Origin of the sequence: Salmonella sp. NW722, from assembly GCF_051702785.1 — a bacterium.
GTDB classification, from domain to species: domain Bacteria; phylum Pseudomonadota; class Gammaproteobacteria; order Enterobacterales; family Enterobacteriaceae; genus Salmonella; species Salmonella enterica.
In genome coordinates, this window is the sequence record NZ_JAMMIN010000006.1 from 351,091 (window position 1) to 368,022 (window position 16,932).

Sequence of the window (16,932 nt, forward strand, 5' to 3'; positions counted from 1 at the left end):
GAAAATAGTAAGGTTTTTTGAGGTTGGTTAACCGCGACAAGGCTCATAGATTTACGTATCTGGACAAAATCACGATTGACGAAAAACACTGTGACTCCTGTCACGCAGCGGCGGTTATTATGGCAGGAAACCTACTTTTGTTGTGGAAAATGTTCTGAAAACGTTAAAAGGAAGTGTTTTTGACCGACATAATGTGACTGTAATCGCATTCATGTAAGAAAGTTACGTAACACCAACATTAACAATATCGATTCACCTCTCTGCGTTTTTTTCTGAATTATGCATGACGACGCCTGGCGGTGAACAGATGATGCAATAATGCGGCTTTCTCATCATTCTGGATAACGACATGGAAAGTGTAGCGCTTTCACGTACTACTCGCTGGGGTATGTTGCTCACCGGTTTGCTGCAGGGCGTTTTGTGCTACCTGCTGATGGCCTGGCTGGTACCACAAAATAGCGACTGGCTGTTCTATGGTATGCCTGCGACGATAGCGTTGTCGTCAATGCTATTGCTTACCGTGGTCTCTTTTAAACAGCGCGCGCTGTGGGGCTGGCTGGGGCTGACCTTTGTGGTCGTGCTGGCAATGAGCGGCTGGCTGAAATGGCAGGTTGAGACGGTGGAGAAATGGCGCCTGGCCGAGCTCCTCTGGCTGTATGGTCTCCGGCTTGTGTTGATGGCGATGCTGGTCTTACCCTGGATGCAATATCAGTTACATTCGCAAACCGGTTCGGCGCGTTATCCCCAGTTTTATCTGCGGTTATGGCATAACGTACTGACATTGTTTATCGTCCTGGTCGCCAACGGACTGTTCTGGCTGGTGCTTCTGCTCTGGAGCGCGCTATTCAGGCTGGTGGGCATCCGCTTTTTCAGCACCCTCTTCTTTGAAACTGAAGCCTTTATTTATGTGACCATCGGCCTGATTACGGCGCTGGCGGTCATTCTCGCCCGCACGCAGTCGCGCCTTGTGGCGGCGGTGCAAAAGCTGTTGACGCTGATCGCGACAGGTTTACTGCCGGTGGTGTCGCTGCTGGCATTGCTGTTTATTGTGACGTTACCCTTTACCGGACTGGAGGCGATTTCTGCGCGTGTTTCCGCTGCGGGGCTGCTATCCACGCTGACGCTGATGCTGCTGCTCCTCGTGGCGATTGTCAACGAACCGCAAAAGCGCGTATTACCCTATCCGCGCGTACTACGCGGCATGATTAGCGCCTCGCTGTGCGTTGCCCCGATATATATGCTGCTGGCGGGCTGGGCGTTATGGGTACGCATTCAGCAATACGGCTGGACGCCGGATCGTCTGTATGGCGCGCTGACGGCGTCTGTCTTGCTGGTATGGTCCTTCGGTTATCTAATCGGTCTGTTACGCCGCGGACGCGACCCTGGTGAGTGGCAAGGCAAGGTGATACTGAGCGTCTCTTTGTTGACGCTGGTGATATTGCTGTTGCTGGCCTCGCCTGTACTTGATGTCTGGCGTATTAGCGTCAACAGCCATATGGCGCGTTACCATAGCGGTAAAATTACTGCGGATCAGATCAGCCTGTATATGCTGGATCACAGCGGCAAACCTGGCCAGGAAGCGCTGAAATCGTTGCGGGATGACGAGGCGTTTACGCAGAACAGAAAGCGCAATCGTAAACTGATGACGTTTTTGCAGAGAAATAAGGTCTCTCCGACGGCGGACGATTTAGCGCGGGTGGTGATGATTGCGCCCGGTAGCCAGAAGCCGGATGCCGCATTTTGGGCGTTTGTCAAAGAGCAGAGTTATTCGGACGATTCCTGCCTTGAACCGGATGCCTGCGTGCTGGTGAGTCAGGATCTTAACGGCGACGGTCAGCCTGAGCAGGTGCTGTATAACTTTATTGTTGCCGAGAGCCAGGTCTACGGCTTAAAAGAGGGGAAATGGACGCAGAAAGCGTTCGCCCGATTGCCGGACGGGTTTTCTAAGACGCAACTGTTGCACGCGATTGCCGGGCATCGGTTAGACTCAGCCCCCAAAGCCTGGCGCGATATCATTGTTGATGGTCAGCGGTTGGATGTGGATTACTACAACGAGTAAGCTTTTTGCCGGATGGCGGCATAAATGCCTTATCCGGCCTACGGAGCGGGATGCTGTAGGCCAGATAAGCGCAGCGCCATCAGGCAATGATGTTGTCGACTGAAAGGCGATTAATGAACCTGTGGATCGGCAGGAGAGGCGTTGTTACGGATCTCCGCGATATCCATCGCATTGAACAGGTAATGATTGCCGCAGTAATCGCAGTGCATATCGATTTCGCCTTCTTCCGCCAGAATGCTGTCCACTTCTTCATCCGGCAATGTTTTCAGCGCGCCCGCGCAACGTTCGCGTGAACAGGTGCATTTGAATTCAACATCTTGCGGATCGTAGAGCGTGACTTCTTCTTCGTGATACAAACGCCACAGCACGTCATTTGCCGGTAACGTCAGCAGCTCTTCGCTTTTAATGGTTTCCGTCAACATAGCCAGATGGTCGAAATCCTCCGCCTGCGCGTTCTGTGCCGGCATCACCTGGAGCAACATTCCACCTGCCGCCGGTTTACCGTCGACATCGCCGGTACGAATAAACAGGCGCGTCGGCAACTGCTCGGAGCGCAGGAAGTAATCTTCCAGGCACGCCGCCAGAGTATCGCCTTCCAGACCCACCACGCCCTGATAGCGTTCACCCTCTTCCGGCGTAATGGTGATCACCAGATAGCCGTTGCCAACCAGCGTTTTGAGATCCGCATTGTCAGGGATATCGCCCTGAACGCGAGCCACGCCGCGCATCTGCTGCTGATTATTGCCATTGATCACCGCCAGGCTTAACGGCCCATCGCCCTGGAGCTGTACCGTAATGTCACCGGCAAACTTCAGCGTCGCGGTCAGCAGGCTAGTGGCGACCAGCAGTTCGGCCAGTACGGTTTTCACCGGCTGCGGGTAGGTATGATTGTCGAGGATCTGTTGCAAGGTTTCCGAAACGGTCACCAGCTCGCCGCGAACGGCAAAGTTTTCAAACAGATAACGATGTAATTGGTCATGTTGCGGCATAATCATCTCTCTTGCGGGTGACAGTTATTCGCTGTCGCCGTGTTTAAATCGTAACAGGTCGCGGCGCTCTTTCTTGTCCGGTCGCCTGTCCGGATGCGGCATGGTCAGGGCGTTAAGCTTGCGCGCCTGCGCCATTTTTTCGCGTTTTTCCACGCTTTCCGCCGTCTCTTCATACAGAGCGACGGCTTCGCTGGCCGGACGGCGCTGTTCGGTGATGGCTTTAACGATCACCGTCCGTTCGTCATTTCCCTGACGCAGGGTAAGGGTTGCGTTCAGCTCGACGATTTTGCTCGGCTTACTGCGCTGGCCGTTGTAATGCACCTTACCGCCTTCAATCATCTCGCGGGCCATCGCGCGGGTTTTATAAAAACGCGCGGCCCACAGCCATTTATCCAGTCTGACCTCAACGGAGGACTTTTCTTTCATGGCGTCTCCTTCACATCAGCGAGGGGATCAGACGGCGGTAGTCGTTCAGGGACGGATGGCGCGTATAGTGCTTTTCCGCCAGGCCGGAATCGGGATTCGTCACGCCAAGACAGTAGCGAATACCAAACCGGGCGGCGGCGTCGAGAATCGGTTCGCTGTCATCGATAAACAGCGTTTTCTCTGCGCTTATTCCCGTTTCCTCAGTGACAGCGCGCCATAACCGCTGATCCTCTTTGGGATAACCAAATGTGTGGGTGGAAAGTAATAAATCAAGGTGTGAGGCCAGACCGGTATGCTCCAGCTTCACCGCCAGGTTATGTGGATGCGCATTGGTGAGCAGAATCCGACGTTTTCCGCTGGCTTTTAACGCATTCAGAAACGGTACGGTATCGTCGCGCAAAACGGCGCGCGGTCCTTGCGCCGTCGTCATGGCGCAAATATCCAGACCCAGACGCTCGCTCCAGTAATCCAGACAGTACCAGTTTAGCGTATGCTGTACGGCATGATACTGCTGACGAATATATTCCTGCGCGTCCTGCGGCGAAATACCCTGCTGCGCGCCGTAGGTTTCCGGTACCAGCTTTTGCCAGAAATAGTTATCGAACGCGAGATCGAGCAGCGTGCCGTCCATATCCAGCAAAACGGTATCCACGTTTTGCCAGTCAATATCAATATGCATGGGGAACTCCAGGGTAACGCAATTTGCGCGACAGGGTAGCATACCCTGTCGCACGGCGGCGCTATCAGATGAGATTTTCCGGAGAGACGGTTAACCTGGGATTGAGGCAGTTTTCATAGTATTCCTGGATGTCCGCCATACGGGTACGGTGGCGTTGATAACGCCTGAACGCCTGAATGCCGTTGTAGACCGCGCTCACTATCATTGCCAGCATCAGCAGCGTGGTGCCGAGGTAACGCCACCAGCCGGATTTATCGGGGATACGATGCAGGCTGATATGCTGCGTACCGTTGGCATCGGTATACACGCTGGTGACAATGCCCTCGGCGCTAAATGGCGTCTGCATGAGCGTTTGCGCCAGACGCTGGAAGGCGCTCCACTGTTCCTGCGCGGGATAGTCATACAGCGGCGTTGACGGCCAGGCCTGATCAACCAGTTCGCTGCCTTCATCGCTGGCGATCAGGAATCCGCCGGGAGCGGGGCTATTCAGCGACTGGGCGGCACGCGCGGTCTCGCGAGAAATAAACGGCGCCGTTGAGGTCGTGACCAGATTTTCCAGCGACTCTGCGCTTACGGGGCGTAGCAGCACGTTGACGCCGTCCAGTTTGCCGGCGTTCGCGCGTTTCACCAGCGCGTTCCAGTCCTTACTGTTACCGAGATTAACCAGCGCATTTTTCAGACGCACGCACTCGTCTTCCGCCGCGCACAAATCAGCGGTTTTCAGAACAATATCGCCAAAGTCATCTAATAATACCATGCCCGATTTTTGTATCGCGGAGCGTAAAGATGCGCTGACGCGCGAGTCGTCTTCGGGTTTTGGATGGAGCTGACGATTTACCGCCTGGCTTAGCGCCATCGCTTTATTCACCAGGTCTGATTCCGGCAGCGGTAGCGCAGGCGCGTCATTCCAGATGATTTGCGAGCAATCGAACGGCATAAACGGTGAGTTAGACTGCCCGCTCCAGGTCGCGCCGGAATGAATATTACACATTCCTTTACCGCTCAGGTGCAGCGTATCGCCCACCCGCACGCCAGCTTTTTCAAGCTGTTTTACCGTTGTCGCTTCAATGGTTTGCGCGCCTTTCATCCACGATAGCGTGAACTTGATTGGCATATCCAGCGGGATCCAGAACAGCAGCATAAACAACACCAGCAGCGAACCGATAGCAATAACAGTGCTGCGTAACCAGTGCTGCAACGGAAAGTTTTTCACTTCATCATGCAGGGATAAAAACCGGCCCTGGCGCGCGACATGGCGATCAAGGTAAATATCAATATCCGTTTGTTGCCCAAGATCCTGCGTAATGTAGGGTTGCCAGTGGGCAGGGTAAATAAGGTCGATGATGCCCAGCGAAATATTGTTAATCTGCTCCTGATTATTCTCCCCAAACAGTCCCCAGCGGCGGGGCGTTCCCCGCAGACAGTGAATTTCCCGCAGCGCGCTTTTCGACGGCGGCGCAAAAAGTCCCCAAAGTCCGGCTGCCAGCAGCAGGATCGCGCCGCCTATCATCCACGGTACAAAAACGTCTGGCGTTATCAGGCAGAAAAAGAATAACAAAAAGGAGGCGACGATTAACAACGCTTCGCGCAAGCCAGCCGGGCGGCTGAGCGCATATTCTTCGTGGGTCTCCTGACGGATATTCAACAGCTCAATCTGCTCGCTCTCTTCGCCGCGAATCGACGCCTGCGTAGAGGCCGTATTCTGTAGCGCGTAGCCGCGCGACTCCTGCATATACTCTTGCAGCGTATGGCCGTTTAAAGAGATCACCAGCGGCAGCGTATCCGTGAGGATCAGCTCAACGTTGTTTTCATCATTGATGTACTGTTCCCAGAAAGGCGGCAGATGGACTTCGACGGAGTCGAGGTAGTAGCGCCATTTATTAGGATCGTCAGTGGTAATGCCGTAGCGGGTGATGGAGTGGGTCAGTATCACGACACTGTTGCTTTCCGCGTTCAGCGTCAGCGAGATGGGCGCAGCACTGGCGCCTGTCGGCCCCGGAACTTGCTGGATCTGGCTAAGGTTATCGAGATAGTTTTCTACCGCGCTGCGCTCTTCGGGCAACAGTTTACGCGTTTGCGCGTCCTGAAAGGCGCTGATCCACGGTAAGCTTCCTCGTCTGGACTTTACCCGGAACCGCCATATTGCCAGTAGAGAGCAGGCCAGCAAAGCAGCTATAAAAATCAGAATGGTGCTCATGCTTTCCCCATCTTACTAAGTCTGTCAGGCGTGGTCAGTCGCACCCTGTCCAATAAACATTTTTCTGTGGTTGGCTATCGGCAAGCGTGGAGTTGAACTTGAGCATTGTAAAGCGCATCCCAGTGAAGGCAAATCATAGCAATACCACCAAAAACGGAATATCAGCAAATTCCTGGAGTTATTTCAACCTATTGACTTTTAATTTGAAATAAGAATTAATTTTTATTACGTTACATAAATGTAAATAAACGGCAATTCGCATTGCCGAAACCGTGCGGTATGTCGCACAATGACCACAGATTACACTGCAAAGATTCTCACAATGAGCAAATCATTACAAAAACCCACCATTCTGAAAGTGGAAACCGTCGCACAATCCCGACTGTTTAACGTAGAAAGCGTGGATCTGGAGTTCAGCAACGGCGTGCGTCGCGTGTATGAACGTATGCGACCATCAACCCGTGAGGCGGTAATGATTGTGCCGATCGTTGATGAGCATCTGATTCTTATTCGTGAGTATGCGGTGGGAACCGAATCCTATGAGCTGGGCTTCTCGAAAGGATTGATCGACCCGGGCGAGACCGTTTTTGAAGCGGCGAACCGGGAGCTCAAAGAAGAGGTCGGGTTTGGCGCGCATAACCTGACCTTCTTAAAAAAACTCAGCATGGCGCCCTCTTATTTTTCCAGCAAAATGAATATCGTGGTGGCGGAAGATCTCTATCCGGAGTCGCTGGAAGGCGACGAGCCTGAGCCATTGCCGCAGGTACGCTGGCCGCTGGCGCATTTAATGGATCTGCTGGAAGACCCCGATTTTAACGAGGCCCGCAACGTCAGCGCGCTGTTTCTGGTACGCGAGTGGTTGAAAGCGCAGGGCCGAATTGCCTGATGGCGCGGCGTTGATCAAGCTAACGGAAAGTTTGTCTCCCCGTTCGCCGTCATCCGCTAAACACAATAAAAAAGGCGCCGGAGCGCCTTTTTTGATCAGAACAGTTCGTGTGTTTCACCATTATCAATAATGGTGGTTCCCACCTCGTGTACCGCCTGTTGTGTCGGCTGCGTGCCTTCGATGAAATACTCTTCACGGCTGTTACCGCCGCTCGCCAGTTGTCCGGTACTGCGGTCGATATTCACCGTGACGATGCCCGGCGGCGGCGTTAGCGGCTGTTCCGGCACGCCTTCCAGCACGGCTTTCATATAGGCGTCCCATGCAGGTTGCGCGCTCTTCGCGCCGCCCTCATAGCCGGAGATTTGATCTTTGATCGCGCCGGAAGCGGTAGTGCGGCCTAAATCACGGCGGTGATCGTCAAAGCCGATCCATACGGAAGTGACGACGCCAGGACCATAGCCGGAGAACCATGCGTCTTTCGAGCTGTTGGTCGTACCGGTTTTGCCGCCGATATCGCGACGTTTAAGATCGCGCGCCGCACGCCAGCCGGTACCCATCCAGCCGGGTTCGCCGAAGATATTGGTGTTCAGCGCGCTTTTGATCAGAAACGCCAGCGGCGTATTGATCACATGCGGCGCGTATTCCTGCGTGCCGTTTTGCGCGACCAGCGCCTGGTTTGCCTGTTCCAGCTCAGGCATCGGTACGGCGCTGTTTTGCTGCTCTTGCGAAACCGCGACCTCTTCCACATTGGTGTTTTCCAGCACGTCGGATTTCTGCGTATTGCCGTAAATGACCGGGATATCGCACTCCGGGCAGGCGATTTTCGGTTTCGCTTCGAAGATCACGCCGCCCTGATCGTTCTCAATCTTGCTGATGAAATACGGGTCGATCAGGAAACCGCCGTTCGCCATCACCGCATAACCGCGCGCAACCTGCATCGGCGTGAAGGAGGCGGAGCCCAGCGCCAGCGATTCGGTATGCACGATATTCTGCGCCGGGAAGCCGAAGCGTTGTAGATACTCCGCCGCATAGTCGACGCCCATGGCGCGCATGGCGCGTACCATCACCACGTTTTTCGACTGCCCCAGCCCCTGGCGTAAACGAATCGGTCCGGCGTACTGCGGCGGGGAGTTTTTCGGACGCCAGTCTGAACCTGCCCCGGCGTCCCAGCGGGAAATCGGCACATCGTTGAGCATACTGGCGAGCGTCAGCCCTTTATCCATTGCGGCGGTGTAGAGGAACGGTTTGATGTTCGACCCCACCTGACGCAAAGCTTGCGTCGCGCGGTTAAATTTACTCTGATTAAAATCGAAACCGCCGACCAGCGCCAGTACCGCGCCTGTTTGCGGGTTAAGCGAAACCAGCGCGGAGTTCACTTCCGGTACCTGCGCCAGCCACCAGTCGTTATCCACCTGACGAACCCAGATTTGCTGACCTGTCTGGACGACATCGGTAACTTTACGCGGCGTCGGCCCCTGCTGTGTATCCGAGCGGTAAGGCCGCGCCCAACGCATTCCTTCCATATGTAGCGAAACGGACGTACCGTCGGCAAGCGCAGCGGTCGCCTCTTGCGGATTAGCGCTGGTGACCACGGCGGGAAGCAGCGGTCCGTAGGTTGGCAACGCTTTCAACGTATCGGTAATTTTTTTACTGTCCCACGCCGTTTCGCCCACTTTCCATAGCACATTCGCCGGGCCGCGATAACCGTGGCGCATGTCATAGTCCAGCACGTTATTACGCACCGCCTGTTGCGCGGCCTGCTGCACTTTGCGGGTGATGGTCGTGTAAATACGATAACCATCTTCGTAAGCGCTTTCGCCATAACGGTTATACATTTCCTGGCGCACCATTTCCGACAGATAAGGCGCGGAGAAGGCGATTTCCGGCGCGTGATAATTTGCGTCGATAGGTTCGCTACGGGCCTGATCGTACTGCGCCTGAGTGATATATCCCTCGCTTAACATTCGCGAAAGCACTACGTTACGGCGCGCTATCGCCCGATCCATCGAGTAGAGCGGGTTAAAGGTAGAAGGCGCTTTCGGTAGCCCGGCGATAACCGCCATTTCGCTTAGACTAAGCTGGTCGACCGTCTTACCAAAGTAGACCTGTGCCGCCGCGCCAACGCCATAGGCGCGGTAGCCGAGATAGATCTTGTTCAGATAGAGTTCGAGGATCTCATTTTTATTCAGCAACTGCTCAATACGAATCGCCAGAAACGCTTCCTTGATCTTGCGCATCAGCGTGCGTTCGGGGCTAAGGAAGAAGTTTCGCGCCAGTTGCTGGGTAATGGTACTTGCTCCCTGCGATGCGTGACCGGAGAAGAGCGCGACGCTGGCCGCACGGAAAATACCTACCGGGTCAATGCCGTGATGCTCATAAAAGCGGCTATCTTCGGTGGCGATAAAGGCGTTGATCATTTCCGGCGGAATTTGATCGAGCGTAACGGGAATACGACGTTTTTCGCCATATTGCGCGATAAGTTCGCCATCCGCGCTGTAAACCTGCATCGGAATTTGCAAACGCACATCTTTCAATGTCGCGACGTCAGGTAGCTGTGGCTCAATATAGCGATAAAGGCCATAAATCGAGCCTGCTCCCAGCAGGATGCAACATACTGCAAGGATCAATAAATACTTTACGAACTTCACTGGAGATTTCCCATTTAGTGTCATTTGGGCAGTTTATAAACAAACGCGCGGTAGTATAAAGGCAAGCCAGACGCATTGATATACCCGTTAACGCGACGGGTGATAAGGAGATCGACCGTTATGGCTTTTAAAACCTGGCAAATAGGATTGCATATTCAGCAGCATGAAGCGCTGGCCATCGCCGTTATTCACGGCGCATCGGGCTGGTCTCTGCAACGTTGGTGGCGACTGCCGCTGATGAACGCCTCCACGGCAGAGGGTACGATTCCTGACCCGCAATCGCTGGCTCACGTACTGCGACCCTGGAGCCGCGAGCTGCCGCTACGTCACCGTATTTATCTCTCTTTTCCCGCAAATCGGACATTGCAACGCGCTTTTCCACATCCGCCGATGCGTCTGCGGGAACGTGAGCAAGTCGCATGGCTTTCACAAACGATGGCGCGTGAGCTGGATATGGATCCGGACTTATTGCGTTTCGACTTTCAGGACGATGCGCTAAGCCCTGCGTTCAACGTTACCGCCGTGCAAAGCAAAGAAATTTCAGAGCTGTTAACGCTGGCGCAAACGCTCAATGTGCGCATCGCTGCTGTAACGCCCGATGCCTGCGCGTTACAGCGCTTGCTGCCGTTTATACCTTCGGGGCGGCAATGTCTGGTCTGGCGCGATGAGAGCCAGTGGCTGTGGGCGACGCGCTATGCGTGGGGGCGTAAATCGGCGCGCGAGGCGACGACGCTGCATGACCTTGCCGCGACGTTATCCGTCGTGCCGGAACATATTTCGTTATGCGCCGAAGGCGAATTCGACCCCTGGCGCGCCGTAACCGTCCGCCAACCGCCGGTTCCGCCGGACGGTTATCGCTTTGCGATTGCGCTGGGTTTAGCCATAGGGGAGATACGCTGATGGCGCATTCTGTCAATTTGCTCCCCTGGCGGCGCCAACATTACGTAGCGCGTCTGCGGCTGTGGTGCGTGGTATGGGGCGCGTCACTGCTGCTGATAGCAAGCCTCGCGACGATCGCCCGGTTGGTTTTTTGGCAGGAGGGGAGGATTAATGAACTGCTACTGACGGCGGAAAACGGACACACGACGGCGCTTGCGGCGAACATACCGCAGTTGCAGCAGCGTCAGCGGCAGCAACAGGCGCGATTACAACGTCAGGCGCAGCGTGAACTGACGCAAGCCTGGCAATCTATCTTGACTGACCTTGCCAACCTGTTGCCAGAGCAGGCATGGCTGACAAGCCTCAATTATCAGCAAGAGACGCTAGAGCTGGAAGGGCTGGCGAGAACGTTTGACGCCCTGCTCACGCTTGAGACATCGCTTCGTCACTATGTCAGTTTTCCGCTAAACCGCACGGGCGCCACGCGGCAGGATGCGCAAGGGCGCTGGCAGTTCCATTATCAGTTAACGAGGAGCGCCGCCCGTGAACGCGCTCTTTGATATCTGGTACGGGATGTCGCGCCGTGGTCGGGTTTTTTGTTGGTGTGCAGGCGTGCTGTGCCTGACGCTGACGGTCGCGTTATCTGTGGGCTATCCCGGCTGGAAAACGCTGGATACGCAACAGACGCGGTTAAGCCAGCAGCGCGAGGCCGCCCGGCAACAGTGGCGTCATCTGCGCCGTCTGAGCGTCGCGGCTGAACCGCTTTTCGGGGGCACCGTGGAAAATCCGCGTCCTTTTTCGCCGTTAGATTTCCAGGCGCCTCCCCTGCGTTTGCTGCACTGGCAGCCATCGGCGCAGGGGGGAGAAATGGCGCTGAAAACGTCCTGGGATGCGGTGCCGTCGCTGTTTGTCCGGTTGGCCGAAAGCGAGATGAGCGTAAGTCGGTTTTCATTGCGTAAAGAGGGGGCGGAATTATTGATGACGCTGCAACTGGAGCGCCTGGCGAATGAAGGCTAGCCGCGGTGTATTGCTCTGTTTTTGTTTGCTGACGTTGACGGGAATGCGCGATCCCTTCCGCCCGCCGGAAGATCGCTGCCGGATAGCGGAACTCTCGCAGTGGCGGTATCAGGGCGCGGTGCGTAAAGGCGAGCGATGGACAGGCATTCTTAAAGACAGCCAGCAAAAATGGCGACGAGTGGAAGAAGGGCAGACGCTGGAAAACGGTTGGACGATTGTCCGCCTGACGGCGGAAGCCTTAACGTTAACGACCGGTGAAAATTGTGCGCCGCCGCAGTGGCGGTGGCTACGTCAGGGAGCGGACAATGAAGCGATGGATAGCCATAATACTGATAGCCTTGATGCCCGCCGCGCAGGCGGGAAAAGCGGCGAAAGTGACGCTGGTGGTTGACGACGTCCCTGTGGTGCAGGTTTTGCAGACTTTAGCTGAGCAGGAGCGGCAGAATCTGGTGGTGTCGCCGGACGTCAGCGGGACATTATCGCTACATCTGACGGATGTGCCGTGGAAACAGGCGCTACAGACGGTGGTCAATAGCGCGGGGCTGGTGCTGCGTCAGGAGGGGAATATTTTCCATGTTCATTCACAGGCCTGGCAGAAAGAACACAGTGCGCGGCAGGATGCCGAGCGGTTAAGGCTTCAGGCTAATTTACCGCTGGAAAACCGCAGCATTAGCCTGCAATACGCCGATGCCGCCGAACTGGCGAAAGCGGGCGAGAAACTCCTGAGCGCGAAGGGAACCATCATGGTAGATAAGCGCACCAACCGCCTGCTGTTGCGCGATAACCGCGCGGCCCTGGCGGAGCTGGAAAAATGGGTATCGCAAATGGATCTGCCGGTGGCGCAGGTGGAGCTGGCGGCGCATATCGTCACCATTAACGAAAAGAGTCTACGGGAACTGGGCGTAAAGTGGACGCTGGCTGACGCGACGCAAGCGGGCGCGGTGGGTGACGTGACGACGCTTTCCAGTGATTTATCCGTCGCCGCCGCCACCTCACGCGTCGGGTTTAACATCGGGCGCATTAACGGACGCTTGCTGGATCTGGAGCTGTCAGCGCTGGAGCAAAAGCAGCAGTTGGATATTATTGCCAGCCCCCGGCTGCTGGCTTCCCATCTGCAGCCAGCCAGTATCAAGCAAGGCAGCGAAATTCCTTATCAGGTTTCCAGCGGCGAAAGCGGCGCGACCTCCGTGGAATTTAAAGAAGCGGTGCTGGGAATGGAGGTGACGCCCACCGTTTTGCAAAAAGGGCGCATCCGCCTGAAGTTACATATCAGCCAGAATGTCCCCGGTCAGGTACTACAACAGGCTGACGGCGAAGTGCTGGCGATAGATAAACAGGAAATTGAAACGCAGGTAGAGGTAAAAAGCGGCGAGACGCTGGCGCTGGGCGGTATTTTTTCGCGAAAAAATAAATCGGGTAGCGATAGCGTGCCGCTGTTGGGGGATATTCCCTGGCTTGGTCAGCTCTTCCGCCATGACGGCAAAGAGGACGAGCGACGCGAATTAGTGGTGTTTATCACCCCCAGACTGGTGGCGACAGAATAATTTATGCATAAAAAAGCGCTGTTTTTGCACTGAACGCATCTGCGGGATTTGACGTGCGGATGTATTTAGCATACAAGGAGTACCGATTTGAGAGTCGTGCTTTTCGTTGCTTACGCATTGATTAATGCGCTTTGCCTTGCCTAAGGTGTGCATAAGACCGATGATAAACGGCTGAATGTCCGCTGATGCAGACGTATTGGTTCTGCGGATTGCGCACAATTGTTTGAAAGTAGAGCAATTTGTAGGCCGGATATGTTGTTCTGGTCGCCATCCGGCAACGCTAACTCGGGTTTTGCAACAATCAGGCTTGGTGATTTATTCAGTTGCCAAACCCGCTTGAGTATTGAGATAATTTTCAGTCTGACTCTCGCAATATCTTATGAGGTTTCAGTTCATGTCCTGCTGCGCTGGGTGTCTGTGAAGCGGGTTTACCATTAACGAATAGTCTTAGTAGTACCGAAAAAATGGCAGAGAAACGCAATATCTTTCTGGTTGGGCCTATGGGTGCCGGAAAAAGCACTATTGGGCGCCAGTTAGCTCAACAACTCAATATGGAATTTTACGATTCTGATCAAGAGATTGAGAAACGAACCGGAGCTGATGTGGGCTGGGTCTTCGATGTTGAAGGTGAAGACGGCTTCCGTAATCGTGAAGAAAAAGTTATCAACGAATTGACGGAAAAACAGGGTATTGTGCTGGCAACCGGCGGTGGCTCTGTAAAATCGCGTGAAACGCGTAACCGTCTCTCCGCGCGTGGCGTCGTGGTCTACCTTGAAACGACCATCGAAAAACAACTAGCGCGCACGCAGCGTGATAAAAAACGCCCGCTGTTGCAGGTTGAAGCACCGCCTCGCGAAGTTCTGGAAGCGCTGGCTAACGAACGCAATCCGCTGTACGAAGAGATTGCCGACGTCACCATTCGCACCGACGATCAAAGCGCTAAGGTTGTGGCAAACCAGATTATTCATATGCTGGAAAGCAACTAATTCAAGCAGAATACGCTGGGTAAGCGGGCACAAGTAACTAAGGTGGATGTCGCGTCATGGAGAGGATTACAGTCACTCTCGGGGAACGTAGTTACCCGATCACCATCGCGGCTGGTTTGTTTAACGAACCAGCTTCATTCTTGCCGCTGAAATCAGGCGATCAGGTCATGTTAGTGACCAACGAAACCCTGGCGCCGCTTTATCTGGACAAGGTTCGCGGCGTACTCGAACGGGCGGGCGTTAACGTAGACAGCGTGATTCTTCCTGACGGCGAGCAGTATAAGAGCCTGACGGTGCTGGATACGGTGTTTACGGCGTTACTGAAAAAACCGCATGGTCGTGATACCACGCTGGTCGCGCTTGGCGGCGGCGTGATTGGCGATCTTACCGGTTTTGCGGCGGCCAGCTACCAGCGAGGCGTTCGTTTCATCCAGGTGCCAACTACCTTACTGTCGCAGGTTGATTCTTCCGTGGGCGGGAAAACCGCCGTCAACCATCCCCTTGGCAAAAACATGATTGGCGCGTTTTACCAACCCGCTTCTGTGGTTGTCGATCTTGATTGCCTGAAAACGCTTCCCTCACGCGAACTGGCATCGGGACTGGCAGAGGTGATCAAATACGGCATTATACTCGACGCGGACTTCTTCACCTGGCTTGAGGGTAATCTGGATGCGCTATTGCGTCTGGACGGCCCGGCGATGGCGTACTGTATTCGTCGTTGTTGCGAGCTGAAAGCCGAAGTTGTTGCCGCCGACGAGCGTGAAGCGGGCTTACGTGCTTTACTGAATCTTGGACATACCTTTGGCCACGCCATTGAAGCGGAAATGGGATATGGCAATTGGTTACATGGTGAAGCCGTTGCCGCAGGTATAGTGATGGCTGCGCGCGCATCCGAGCGTTTGGGGCAGTTCAGTTCTGCTGATACGCAGCGCATCATCGCGCTACTCGAACGGGCCGGTCTGCCAGTCAATGGCCCTTGCGAGATGTCCGCGCAGGACTATTTGCCGCACATGCTGCGAGATAAAAAAGTGTTAGCGGGGGAGCTGCGTTTAGTGCTTCCGCTGGCCATAGGGAAAAGTGAAGTGCGCGGCGGAGTGTCGCACGAAGTCGTTCTTAGCGCGATTGCTGACTGTCAGCAGGCGTAACAACAAGAAAGGTCAGACTGATATTGCGTAGATGTCAGTCTTTTAGCTTCAGGTTATGTGCAATGTCGTAAGCATTAACCTTTGAGTGGGGTGTTAAATGGATGAATTCAAACCAGAAGACGAGCTGAAACCCGATCCCAGCGATCGTCGTACTGGTCGTTCTCGTCAATCTTCAGAACGCGATAATGAGCCGCAGATCAACTTTGATGACGTTGATCTGGACGCCGACGATCGCCGTCCGACGCGTACGCGTAAAGCGCGTAGTGAAGAACCTGAAGTTGAAGAAGAGTACGAATCCGATGAAGACGATACGGTGGACGAAGAGCGTGTTGAACGCCGTCCACGTAAGCGTAAAAAAGCGGCCCATAAGCCAGCCTCTCGTCAGTACATGATGATGGGCGTTGGCGTGCTGGTGCTGCTGCTGTTGATTATCGGTATCGGCTCCGCGCTGAAAGCCCCCTCAACGTCTTCCAGCGAGCCGTCGGCCTCTGGCGAAAAGAGTATCGATCTTTCCGGTAACGCCGCCGATCAGGCGAATGCGACCCAGCCTGCGCCGGGCGCCACCTCCGCAGAACAAACCGCGGGCAATACGTCGCAGGATATTTCGTTGCCGCCGATTTCTTCAACGCCGACGCAGGGTCAGTCGCCTGTGGTCGCTGACGGTCAGCAGCGCGTGGAAGTGCAGGGCGATCTGAATAATGCGCTGACGCAGAATCCAGAGCAGATGAACAATGTTGCGGTGAATTCTACGTTGCCGACAGAGCCTGCAACCGTCGCGCCAGTTCGCAATGGCAGCACGACGCGTCAGGCGGCGGTTAGCGAACCTACCGAGCGTCATACCACGCGTCCGGAACGTAAACAGGCCGTCATTGAACCTAAGAAACCGCAGACCACGGCGAAAACCACCACTGCGGAACCGAAGAAACCGATCGCGCCAGTGAAACGCACGGAACCGGCAGCGCCAGCCGCGACGCCGAAAGCGACCACCACGACGGCTGCGCCGACAGCGACGGCAAGCGCTGCGCCGGTACAAACAGCGAAGCCAGCGCAAGCCTCGACGACGCCTGTCGCAGGCGGCGGGAAAAGCGCCGGCAACGTTGGCGCGTTAAAGAGCGCGCCATCCAGCCACTACACATTGCAGCTCAGTAGTTCTTCAAATTACGACAACCTGAACGGTTGGGCGAAGAAAGAGAACCTGAAAAATTATGTGGTATACGAGACGACGCGTAATGGACAACCGTGGTATGTGCTGGTAACGGGGATGTATGCTTCGAAAGAAGATGCTAAACGTGCGGTGTCCACCTTACCTGCCGATGTGCAGGCGAAAAACCCGTGGGCAAAACCGTTGCATCAGGTTCAGGCCGATCTGAAATAATCCAGGCTGTGTCCTGCAATTGCCTGTGAGTGTCGCTGACAGCTATTTTTGTTCAGGACAGGCGCGAGGGGCGCATTTGCTACCGTCAAATGCGCCGTAAAG

The 16,932-nt window shown here is 54.9% G+C and carries 15 protein-coding genes; 10 read left to right on the top strand and 5 right to left on the bottom strand.

Annotation, left to right across the window (positions count from 1 at the left end):
• The first annotated feature begins 349 nt into the window (after window positions 1-349).
• Window positions 350-2,059, top strand: a complete 1,710-nt coding sequence (locus NA330_RS17100) for a DUF4153 domain-containing protein (protein WP_000446459.1) — start codon at window positions 350-352, stop codon at window positions 2,057-2,059.
• A gap of 110 nt (window positions 2,060-2,169) precedes the next feature.
• Here the strand turns inward: NA330_RS17100 and hslO are convergent, their stop codons facing one another.
• From hslO to igaA, 4 genes are all read right to left on the bottom strand, one after another.
• Window positions 2,170-3,048: an Hsp33 family molecular chaperone HslO gene (gene hslO / locus NA330_RS17105; RefSeq protein WP_001135571.1), complete on the bottom strand. Its 879-nt coding sequence runs from the start codon at window positions 3,046-3,048 to the stop codon at window positions 2,170-2,172.
• Window positions 3,049-3,072: 24 nt separating this feature from the next.
• Window positions 3,073-3,474 (bottom strand): ribosome-associated heat shock protein Hsp15, encoded by a 402-nt coding sequence (gene hslR, locus NA330_RS17110; RefSeq protein ID WP_000660723.1) that lies wholly within the window; start codon window positions 3,472-3,474, stop codon window positions 3,073-3,075.
• A gap of 10 nt (window positions 3,475-3,484) precedes the next feature.
• Window positions 3,485-4,153 carry a GMP/IMP nucleotidase gene (gene yrfG / locus NA330_RS17115; protein WP_001520508.1) on the bottom strand — a complete coding sequence of 223 codons (669 nt, stop codon included), beginning with the start codon at window positions 4,151-4,153 and terminating at the stop codon, window positions 3,485-3,487.
• A 64-nt stretch (window positions 4,154-4,217) separates the two neighbouring features.
• Window positions 4,218-6,350: an intracellular growth attenuator protein IgaA gene (gene igaA, locus NA330_RS17120; RefSeq protein WP_000104091.1), complete on the bottom strand. Its 2,133-nt coding sequence runs from the start codon at window positions 6,348-6,350 to the stop codon at window positions 4,218-4,220.
• Window positions 6,351-6,672: 322 nt separating this feature from the next.
• Between igaA and nudE the strand changes: the two genes are divergently transcribed.
• The gene (gene nudE / locus NA330_RS17125) at window positions 6,673-7,236 is read left to right on the top strand and encodes an ADP compounds hydrolase NudE (RefSeq protein WP_000045725.1); all 564 of its coding nucleotides are present in this window, start codon (window positions 6,673-6,675) and stop codon (window positions 7,234-7,236) included.
• A gap of 95 nt (window positions 7,237-7,331) precedes the next feature.
• On the opposite strand, the gene mrcA is transcribed toward nudE, so the two are convergent.
• Window positions 7,332-9,884 (bottom strand): peptidoglycan glycosyltransferase/peptidoglycan DD-transpeptidase MrcA, encoded by a 2,553-nt coding sequence (gene mrcA / locus NA330_RS17130; RefSeq protein WP_000673808.1) that lies wholly within the window; start codon window positions 9,882-9,884, stop codon window positions 7,332-7,334.
• A 120-nt stretch (window positions 9,885-10,004) separates the two neighbouring features.
• Between mrcA and NA330_RS17135 the strand changes: the two genes are divergently transcribed.
• The 8 genes from NA330_RS17135 to damX all read left to right on the top strand — a co-directional run bounded on the left by NA330_RS17135 (window position 10,005) and on the right by damX (window position 16,830).
• The gene (locus NA330_RS17135; protein WP_001626912.1) at window positions 10,005-10,784 is read left to right on the top strand and encodes a hypothetical protein; all 780 of its coding nucleotides are present in this window, start codon (window positions 10,005-10,007) and stop codon (window positions 10,782-10,784) included.
• Window positions 10,784-11,323 carry a PilN domain-containing protein gene (locus NA330_RS17140; RefSeq protein ID WP_000951382.1) on the top strand — a complete coding sequence of 180 codons (540 nt, stop codon included), beginning with the start codon at window positions 10,784-10,786 and terminating at the stop codon, window positions 11,321-11,323. Before NA330_RS17135 ends, NA330_RS17140 begins: the two co-directional genes overlap by 1 nt.
• Complete coding sequence (locus NA330_RS17145; RefSeq protein ID WP_023181711.1) at window positions 11,307-11,780, top strand: hypothetical protein; 474 nt, start codon at window positions 11,307-11,309, stop codon at window positions 11,778-11,780. Before NA330_RS17140 ends, NA330_RS17145 begins: the two co-directional genes overlap by 17 nt.
• Complete coding sequence (locus NA330_RS17150) at window positions 11,770-12,171, top strand: HofP DNA utilization family protein (protein WP_000648114.1); 402 nt, start codon at window positions 11,770-11,772, stop codon at window positions 12,169-12,171. The genes NA330_RS17145 and NA330_RS17150 overlap by 11 nt, the downstream gene beginning before the upstream one ends.
• Complete coding sequence (hofQ, locus tag NA330_RS17155; protein WP_000832801.1) at window positions 12,086-13,324, top strand: DNA uptake porin HofQ; 1,239 nt, start codon at window positions 12,086-12,088, stop codon at window positions 13,322-13,324. The genes NA330_RS17150 and hofQ overlap by 86 nt, the downstream gene beginning before the upstream one ends.
• A gap of 464 nt (window positions 13,325-13,788) precedes the next feature.
• Window positions 13,789-14,310, top strand: a complete 522-nt coding sequence (gene aroK, locus NA330_RS17160) for a shikimate kinase AroK (protein ID WP_000818621.1) — start codon at window positions 13,789-13,791, stop codon at window positions 14,308-14,310.
• A 56-nt stretch (window positions 14,311-14,366) separates the two neighbouring features.
• On the top strand, window positions 14,367-15,455 hold the full coding sequence (gene aroB / locus NA330_RS17165) for a 3-dehydroquinate synthase (protein ID WP_023241905.1): 1,089 nt from the start codon (window positions 14,367-14,369) through the stop codon (window positions 15,453-15,455).
• Between the two features lie 97 nt (window positions 15,456-15,552).
• A complete protein-coding gene (damX, locus tag NA330_RS17170) occupies window positions 15,553-16,830 on the top strand; it encodes a cell division protein DamX (protein WP_023241906.1) in 1,278 nt (425 codons plus the stop codon).
• Window positions 16,831-16,932 lie beyond the last annotated feature (102 nt).

What these genes read in the sequence shown, in the direction of transcription:
- NA330_RS17100 (WP_000446459.1), top strand. Translation starts at nt 350, where the DNA reads ATGGAAAGTGTAGCGCTTTCACGTACTACTCGCTGGGGTATGTTGCTC.
- hslO (WP_001135571.1), bottom strand. Translation starts at nt 3,048, where the DNA reads ATGCCGCAACATGACCAATTACATCGTTATCTGTTTGAAAACTTTGCC.
- hslR (WP_000660723.1), bottom strand. Translation starts at nt 3,474, where the DNA reads ATGAAAGAAAAGTCCTCCGTTGAGGTCAGACTGGATAAATGGCTGTGG.
- yrfG (WP_001520508.1), bottom strand. Translation starts at nt 4,153, where the DNA reads ATGCATATTGATATTGACTGGCAAAACGTGGATACCGTTTTGCTGGAT.
- igaA (WP_000104091.1), bottom strand. Translation starts at nt 6,350, where the DNA reads ATGAGCACCATTCTGATTTTTATAGCTGCTTTGCTGGCCTGCTCTCTA.
- nudE (WP_000045725.1), top strand. Translation starts at nt 6,673, where the DNA reads ATGAGCAAATCATTACAAAAACCCACCATTCTGAAAGTGGAAACCGTC.
- NA330_RS17135 (WP_001626912.1), top strand. Translation starts at nt 10,005, where the DNA reads ATGGCTTTTAAAACCTGGCAAATAGGATTGCATATTCAGCAGCATGAA.
- NA330_RS17140 (WP_000951382.1), top strand. Translation starts at nt 10,784, where the DNA reads ATGGCGCATTCTGTCAATTTGCTCCCCTGGCGGCGCCAACATTACGTA.
- NA330_RS17150 (WP_000648114.1), top strand. Translation starts at nt 11,770, where the DNA reads ATGAAGGCTAGCCGCGGTGTATTGCTCTGTTTTTGTTTGCTGACGTTG.
- hofQ (WP_000832801.1), top strand. Translation starts at nt 12,086, where the DNA reads ATGAAGCGATGGATAGCCATAATACTGATAGCCTTGATGCCCGCCGCG.
- aroK (WP_000818621.1), top strand. Translation starts at nt 13,789, where the DNA reads ATGGCAGAGAAACGCAATATCTTTCTGGTTGGGCCTATGGGTGCCGGA.
- aroB (WP_023241905.1), top strand. Translation starts at nt 14,367, where the DNA reads ATGGAGAGGATTACAGTCACTCTCGGGGAACGTAGTTACCCGATCACC.
- damX (WP_023241906.1), top strand. Translation starts at nt 15,553, where the DNA reads ATGGATGAATTCAAACCAGAAGACGAGCTGAAACCCGATCCCAGCGAT.